Origin of the sequence: Algoriphagus sp. PAP.12 (genome assembly GCF_026652115.1) — a bacterium.
Classification (GTDB): domain Bacteria; phylum Bacteroidota; class Bacteroidia; order Cytophagales; family Cyclobacteriaceae; genus Algoriphagus.
Genome location: NZ_JAPPSQ010000040.1, coordinates 1 through 7,996, shown reverse-complemented (window position 1 = coordinate 7,996; position 7,996 = coordinate 1). Strand labels below are relative to the sequence as shown.

At 44.4% G+C, this 7,996-nt stretch carries 3 protein-coding genes; all 3 read left to right on the top strand.

Going from position 1 to position 7,996, the window contains the following annotated elements:
- Positions 1-48 precede the first annotated feature (48 nt).
- Positions 49-4,614 carry a DUF7507 domain-containing protein gene (locus O0V13_RS21100; RefSeq protein ID WP_268037001.1) on the top strand — a complete coding sequence of 1,522 codons (4,566 nt, stop codon included), beginning with the start codon at positions 49-51 and terminating at the stop codon, positions 4,612-4,614.
- 12 nt (positions 4,615-4,626) lie between these two features.
- A complete protein-coding gene (locus tag O0V13_RS21095) occupies positions 4,627-5,601 on the top strand; it encodes a PorP/SprF family type IX secretion system membrane protein (RefSeq protein WP_268037000.1) in 975 nt (324 codons plus the stop codon).
- A gap of 2 nt (positions 5,602-5,603) precedes the next feature.
- Positions 5,604-7,996 (top strand): OmpA family protein (locus O0V13_RS21090; RefSeq protein ID WP_268036999.1); only part of this gene is annotated, 2,393 nt, incomplete at its 3' end.

Genomic DNA, 7,996 nt, shown 5'->3' with positions numbered 1-7,996 from the left:
GTTTCCAACCAGGCGACCGCGAGTGGTCAGTTTGGCCAGAACACTCCTGTGACTGACGATTCGGGAGCGGACTTCACGACGGATGCACCGACTGAGTTTGAGTTATGTCAGAAAGCTGGTATCGCCATCATTAAATCAGCTGAAGTTGATTCTGAGGATGATTGCTATGACACCGGAGATATTGTGACCTACACTTTCGTAGTGACTAATACAGGTAATGTAACCTTGGAAAATGTGACTATAGATGAGACCTATCACTTCACAGGAACAGGAACATTGGGTGCTGTCACTTTCGTAAGCAGCAGCATGGGAAGTGCCGAGGGTACCTTGTTGCCAAATGAGACAGCTACCTACACTGTAGAATATGAGATTACTCAAGAAGATACCAATACAAGATACATTGACAATCAGGCTGAAGTCACTGCTACTTATGGTGATGGAATGACTGTTGATGATCTATCTGGTGAAACAAATGCTGATGATGAGGTGACTCAAGTAGATCTTTGTCAGCAGCCAAATATCGCCATTGTGAAATCAGCTGAAGTAATTTCTGAAGATGACTGCTATGATACAGGAGATATAGTAATCTATACTTTCGTAGTGACCAACACAGGTAATGTTACTTTGGAGAATGTAACTATCGATGAGACGTATCACTTCACAGGAACAGGAACATTGGGAGCTGTCACCTTTGTGAGCAGCAGCATGAATAGTGCAGAAGGTACATTGTTGCCAAATGAGACTGCTACATACACTGCTGAATATGAGATTACTCAGGAGGATACGGATACCAGATTTATCAATAATCAGGCAGAAGTAACAGGTTATTATTTATTAGCCTTCTCCAATGAGTTCTTTGTAACTGATCTTTCCGGTGACTCAGTGGATGCTGATAACGAAACTCAGGTAGACCTTTGCCAGCAGCCAGACCTATCTATAGTGAAATCTTTGGTTTCCAATGATGATCAAGTAGATGGCCAAGTGACTTATGATATCACCGTGACTAATACAGGAAATGTAACCTTGTATGATATCTATGTGGTTGATGATAAGGCAGGCTTGATGGAAATTATTCCAGTATTGGCTCCAGACGCTTCCGCAAGCTTCGAAGCTTCAGTAACCATAAGTCAGGAAATGATTGAAGAAGGTTGCTTCTACAACACTGCATATGCTGAAATCAGAGAAGTAATTGATGAGCAACAACAACCTGGTGAAGGAAGTGTTGTGGATTATAGAGTGGTATTGAGAGATGATTCTAATGAAGTAGAGGTTTGCTTCACACAAACTCCAGAAATTAAGATTACAAAAACCGCATCTTATGATGATGGTGGTGATTGTAGCAATGTTGGAGAGGAGATTCTATACACCTTCGTGGTGACTAATACAGGAAATGTGACTTTGAGCTCTGTGACTGTTTCTGAATCTAGCTTCAGTGGAACTGGTACAATTAGCCCAGCTTATGTATCCAGTACCATGGGAAGTGGAGAAGGAACTTTGAAACCAGGTGAATCAGCAACTTATACAGCGACTTATGCACTTGAACAGTCTGATATTGATGCAGGGTTCGTTAGCAATCAAGCTGAAGGTTCTGGAGTGTTTGGAAATCAGAACGTAAATGATCTCTCTGATCAAACTATTGAAGGTGACTCACCAACTGTTGTAGAATTGTGTCAGACGCCAGATATCAAGGTTACAAAAACCGCATCTTATGATGATGGTGGAGATTGCAGTGATGCAGGAGAAGAGATTCTTTATACGTTCACTGTAACGAATACAGGTAATGTAACCTTGAGCTCTGTGATGGTTTCAGAATCCAGCTTCAGTGGAACTGGAACACTAAGCCCGGCTTATGTATCGAGTACTATGGGAAGTGGAGAAGGAACCTTGAAGCCAGGTGAGTCTGCAACTTATACAGCGACTTATGCAATACAACAATCTGATATTGATGCAGGGTTTGTAAGCAATCAGGCAGAAGCTTCAGGTACCGGAGCAGAACAAACTGTAACTGACTTGTCAGATACAACTATTGAAGGTGATGCACCAACAATTGTTGAATTGTGTCAGAATCCAGAAATTGACATCCAGAAAGTAGCAGGTGTTGCATCTGTAGATGCTGTTGGAGATGAAATTCCATACACCTTGACTGTGACCAATACAGGAAACATGACCTTGAGCAATGTGACTGTAATGGATCCATTGACAGGATTGAATCAGAACATCGGTTCAATGGCTCCGGGTCAGGTTGTAAATATCCCAACCTCCTACATCGTTACTCTTGCAGACATAAATAACGGCTTGATCGAAAACGTGGCAACTACTTCAGGATTTGGAGGAGAGACTCAGGTAACAGATCAGGATGATGCAGTGGTTGAGGCAATTCAATTGCCATCCATTGACATTGAGAAAGTAGCAGGTGTTGCATCGGTAGAAGCGGTTGGAGATGAGATTCCATATACCTTGACAGTGACCAACACAGGAAACATGACCTTGAGTGGAGTAACTGTTGAGGATCCATTGACAGGACTGAATCAGAATATCGGTTCAATGACTCCTGGTCAGGTAGTGAATATCCAGACTTCCTATATCGTTACTCAGACTGATATAGATAATGGATTGATCGAAAACGTGGCTTCCACTTCAGGATTTGGAGGAGAGACTCAGGTGACAGATCAGGATAACGCAGTGGTTGAGGCTGTTCAGACTCCATCTATTGATATTGTGAAAGTGACTGCTGTTACATCTGTAGATGCAGTTGGAGATGAGATCGAATACACCTTGACTGTTACCAATACAGGAAACATGACCTTGAGTGATGTAACTGTAATGGATCCATTGACAGGTTTGGATCAAAATATCGGATCGATGGTTCCGGGTCAGGTGGTTGAGATTACCACGACCTACGAGGTAACTCAGGCAGATTTGGATAACGGTCTGATAGAAAACGTGGCAACTGTTACAGGAATGGGTGGAGACACTCAAGTGACTGATCAGGATGAAGCAGTGGTTGAAGCTGAAAGACTACCAAATATCTCCTTGACCAAGGAAGTTGATTTGGAATCTGTCAGCAGAGAAGGTGTTGTTCTGAATTATACCTTAGTGGTGACCAACACTGGTAATGTGACTCTATCCAGTGGAGACTTGAGGGATCCGAAAACAGGAATGACTGTACCGGGAATCACCTTGGCACCAGGGGAATCCAAGACTTTCACGACTACCTATACCGTGACCTTGGAAGACTTGTTGAGTGGTGAACCAATCTTGAACATTGCGAATGTTCAGGCGATTGATCCACAGAGCCAGAAGACTGTTAGAGCTGAAGCACAGGCTACAGTAAATGTGAATCTGGAGCCAGGTATCAGTATCGAGAAGACATCTGATGTATCAGTGGCCACAAACACCGGAGATGTTATTACCTATACCTTAGTTGTAACCAATACAGGAGATGCTCCATTGGTGAACGTGGTGGTAAGTGATCCATTAACAGGCTTTGAAGAAACCATTGCGCTGTTGCTTCCTGGAGGAACCAGAGAATACACGACCACTTATACCGTGACCGAAGAAGATCTGGCCGAAGGTGGTGAATTGGTAAATACTGCAACAGTGAAGGGTACAGCACCTGGAGGCAGCACAGTAGAGGATGATGATTCGGCTGTGGTAGGCATGGCTCCAGAAATCATCGCCAACGATGATGACTTCGGAACCCACTTTGTGAGCTTCGGAGGAAGATTGGGCAATATTTTGGAGAATGACCTACTTGATGGTAAGCGTCCTGATCCAGCTGATGTTGACTTCGAATTTGTAGAGTTGGATGGTGTGATTGGTTTGTTGATCGATGAAGATGGTGAAATGAATCTAATCCCAGGTGTAAATCCAGAAGGTGAATATACTTTGAGATACATCCTTAGAGAGGCAGGAAATCCTGATAATAATGACGATGCTTATGTAGTATTCAGATTGGTGAATGACAATGTCAATTTGAGTATCACCAAAGAGGCGATGTCAGAGGAAGTGTTCGAAGGAGAGGAGTTTGAATACGAAATCACAGTCAGCAACATCGGAGGATTTGATGCCAGAAATGTGGTGATCACCGATGACTTGCCAAACGGAGTGACTTATCTGAGCAACCGTGTAGAAAGTAACATTGCTAACGTGGATGTTGAGACTTCAGTTGATGGCAGCAGAATCCAGTGGACGATGGCTCTGTTCCCGGCTGATGCGACGATCACTTTCAGAATCCGCGTGAAAGCCGGAGCTGCCGGTTCGGTGACCAACGTAGTCATCGTGGGAGCAGATGAAGAAGATACAGATGAAACAGACAATCAGGATAGTGCGGTAACATTGATCAAGCCATTCCATATTCCGAATGTGATCACTCCGAACAATGACGGGACAAACGATGCCTTCGAGATCCAGGGATTGGATAAGTTTGTCAGCAATTCTATTACGATTGTGAATAGATATGGTGATCATGTTTTAGAACAGGAAAACTATAAAAACGACTGGGATGCTCCTGGGCAGGTAGCAGGAACCTACTTCTATGTATTGATAGCAATAGATAGCCAAGGTAGCGAACATGTGTTCAAAGGATGGATTCAGGTTGTTAAGGAAGATTAATCAAGAAGCGTTATGAAAAATACTTTTAAAATCATTGGAATGACCCTAATGGTGGCCTTATTGGCCACCGGAGGGACTTTTGGACAGCAGCTCCCGCAGTTCAGCCAATATATATTCAATGGACTCCATGTGAATCCTGGATATGCTGGATACAAAGGAGAACCTTATCTGCAGTCAACTTATAGAACGCAGTGGATCCGGTTCCCGGGTTCTCCGGAGACCTTTACGGTGACGGCGGACCTAAGTGCCAATGAAGGGACCATGGGATTCGGTATTTCGCTATTGGGAGACCGTATAGGACCTACTCGAACTAATTCAGCTTTGCTGACCTATGCTTACCGAATCCAGACCGGGCAAAAAAGCTTCTTGGGATTGGGGGTTAGTGCAGGTTTATCCGAGTACGGAATTGATGGAACGGAGCTGGATCCCAATGATCCTGATGATCCCAATATCCCTGCCGGCTTGGTGAATATCTTCACACCAAACATGAACACGGGCCTGTTCTTTCATAACGACAAGTTCTATGCGGGTTTCAGTGTTTACAATATGATCGGGAAGAAAGCGCTGGAAAGAGAAGACATTACCTTGGCCTATCATGACTTCCACTATTACCTGACAATGGGAGCCTTGTTTGATTTAGGATCTACGGTGAAGTTTAAGCCTAGTTTCTTGATTAAAGAGGTAAAAGGAGCACCGACCAATTATGATCTGAATGCGATGTTCTTGTTGGGAGAGCGGCTTTGGTTGGGCGGTTCCTACCGATCCAATATGAAGATCTGGAATGACAATCTTCCGGAGAATCTATCCAATAGAAACTCTTTTGCGCTGATCACCGAGATTTTTGCAACAGAGAGAATACGGATTGGCTATGCATATGACCATAACCTGAACGTATTGCAAGACTACAGAACGAATTCCCATGAATTGTCTGTAGGATTTTACATGACCCCGAGAAAAGCAGTAATGAAAAACCAAAGATGGTTCTGATTATGAAAAAGACATTGACGATACTAAGCATTTCAGCTACCTTATTTTTGGGAATTGTTGGAGGGGCCGAGGCGCAGAAGTCCAAAGTTCGGTACGCAGATGAACAGATGACACTGATGAATTATCAGCATGCGATCGAGATCTACGAAGCGGCTTATGCGAAGAAGCCGAACTATGCCACTGCCAAAAAGACGGCTGAGGCCTATGACCAGGTCCGCAACTATGACAAAAGCTATGAATGGTGGAAAAACACTGTGGGCTATGAAGATGCCGAAACTTCTGATTTTCTAAATTACCTTTCTGCTGCACAAAAATCTGCCCACTTAGATGAAGTGGAGAGTGAGTTGACAGCCAAAGGAGTAAATGTGGATTCCCTTCAAACCAGTCTGGAGACCTTTATAAACACCAAAACCAAAAAGAAAGTAAAACTTGAGAATGCAGAAGAACTGAATTCGGATGGTTCCGACTTTGTACTGACAGAAGATGCGAACGGTAACAAATACTTTGTGTCTGACCGCGGAGCGACCTTCACCCAGAAGATGCCGGGAATCCGCATTGACGGAAGAAACAAATTCTTCAGCGAGGAAGGCAATGACTATACCGGCCGCCAGTACTTCTCGGTCTACAAGCAGAATGAAGACGGAGAGATTTCTGAGATCATTTCCAATATTCCGGGAACCTACAACTTCTCAGATCCAAGCTATGCTAAGGAAGCGGGCGTGTTGTTCTACTCTGTGACCAGAGATATCAAGAAAGTAAAGAAGGACCGAGACATCACAGTACAACCGGAAATCTATTACAGTAATGTGACTCCGGAAGGCACGCTGGAAGGCTTTATGCCAGTTCCGTTCAACGATTCGATCGGTTATTCGGTCATGAATCCTTTTGTGGATGAATCGGCCAAGAGACTTTATTTTGCTTCAGATATGCCTGGAGGAATGGGAGGTTATGATATCTACTATTCCGAATACGACGATGAGATGAACTTTAGTACCCCGGTGAATCTGGGAGCCCCTGTTAATACAGAAGGTAACGAAACCCATCCTTTCCAAAAAGACAAGCAGTTCTACTTCTCTTCTACCGGCCACCCGAGAGTGGGAGGCATGGATGTGTATGTAGCTGATATCTCAGGAGGAATGGTAAGTAATGTGCAGAACATGGGCATGCCGATCAACTCGATTGCAGATGACTTTGGCTACAGAGAGCTGGAAGACGGAGAAATTTACTTGGCCTCCAACCGTAAAGGAGGTATGGGACTGGATGACCTGTACACGATCGAAGAGATGTACAAACAGTTCCTGGCCAGAGTAATCGACTGCGAGGGCTTGGTGATCACGGACAGCTACATGGCTACCCTGAGAGACAATACCCAGAACGGGAACGTACAGACGCAGCGAAACGGCAAAGGAGAGCTGTCAGCGGAACTTGAGCCGGAGAGTGACTTCTCACTGAAGATTACCAAACCGGGCTACTTCCCCATAACTGATGAGAGCATCACTACTAAAGGCTTTGAAGGAGATACTGTGAAGAGAGAATACAAACTGTCTCCGATCCCTTATCAGTTGCCGGTGTTTGTGGACATCGTGTATTATGACTTGGACAAATATGTGATCAGAGAGGATGCGAAAGAAGCATTGGACAAGATCGCCGATATCATGAAGAAATACAGCTTCCTGGACTTATTGGTAGCTTCCCACACCGACTCCAGAGCATCGGATGAATACAATATCACGCTTTCCAATAACAGAGCGACAGCGGTGACCGAATACCTAGCGCAGTATAACATCTCTGCAGACAGAGTGAGACTGGAATGGTTCGGAGAGTCGCAGTTAGTCAATGACTGTGGTAACGGAGTTCCTTGTTCAGAGGCGAACCATCAGTTGAATAGAAGATCGGAATTGGTATTGGAAGCCTTTCCTGATCCGACAAAACAGTATGAAATCCCAGAAGAGCTGAAAGATCAGGACTTCTGTAATCCGGAAGACATCTTTGAATTGTTACAGGATGAAATCAACGACATCCCGACAATCTATTTTGACTTTGACAAGTCGATGTTGAGATCGGTACACAAGAAGGAACTGGAAAGAGTTGCGATCATGCTGAAGCGGATGCCGAATCTGATGCTGTATATCGAAGGTCACACAGACCAGAGAGGCAGTGAGGAATATAACCAGACATTGTCAGAGAGAAGAGCCGATGTGGTGAAGGACTACCTGACCAACAGAGGAGTACCTGGAGAGAGAATGGAAGAGAAGTGGTTTGGCAAAACCCATCCGATCAATGACTGCAACGAGCTGACCTGTACCGATGCGATGCATCAGCTGAACAGAAGAACAGAGCTCCGAGTGGGAAAATCATCTTTTACCTACACAGGAAGACAGAAGAAGGTGGATAC

Excerpts from the sequence above, each read along its gene's own strand:
- O0V13_RS21095 (WP_268037000.1), top strand. The coding sequence starts at position 4,627 with ATGAAAAATACTTTTAAAATCATTGGAATGACCCTAATGGTGGCCTTA.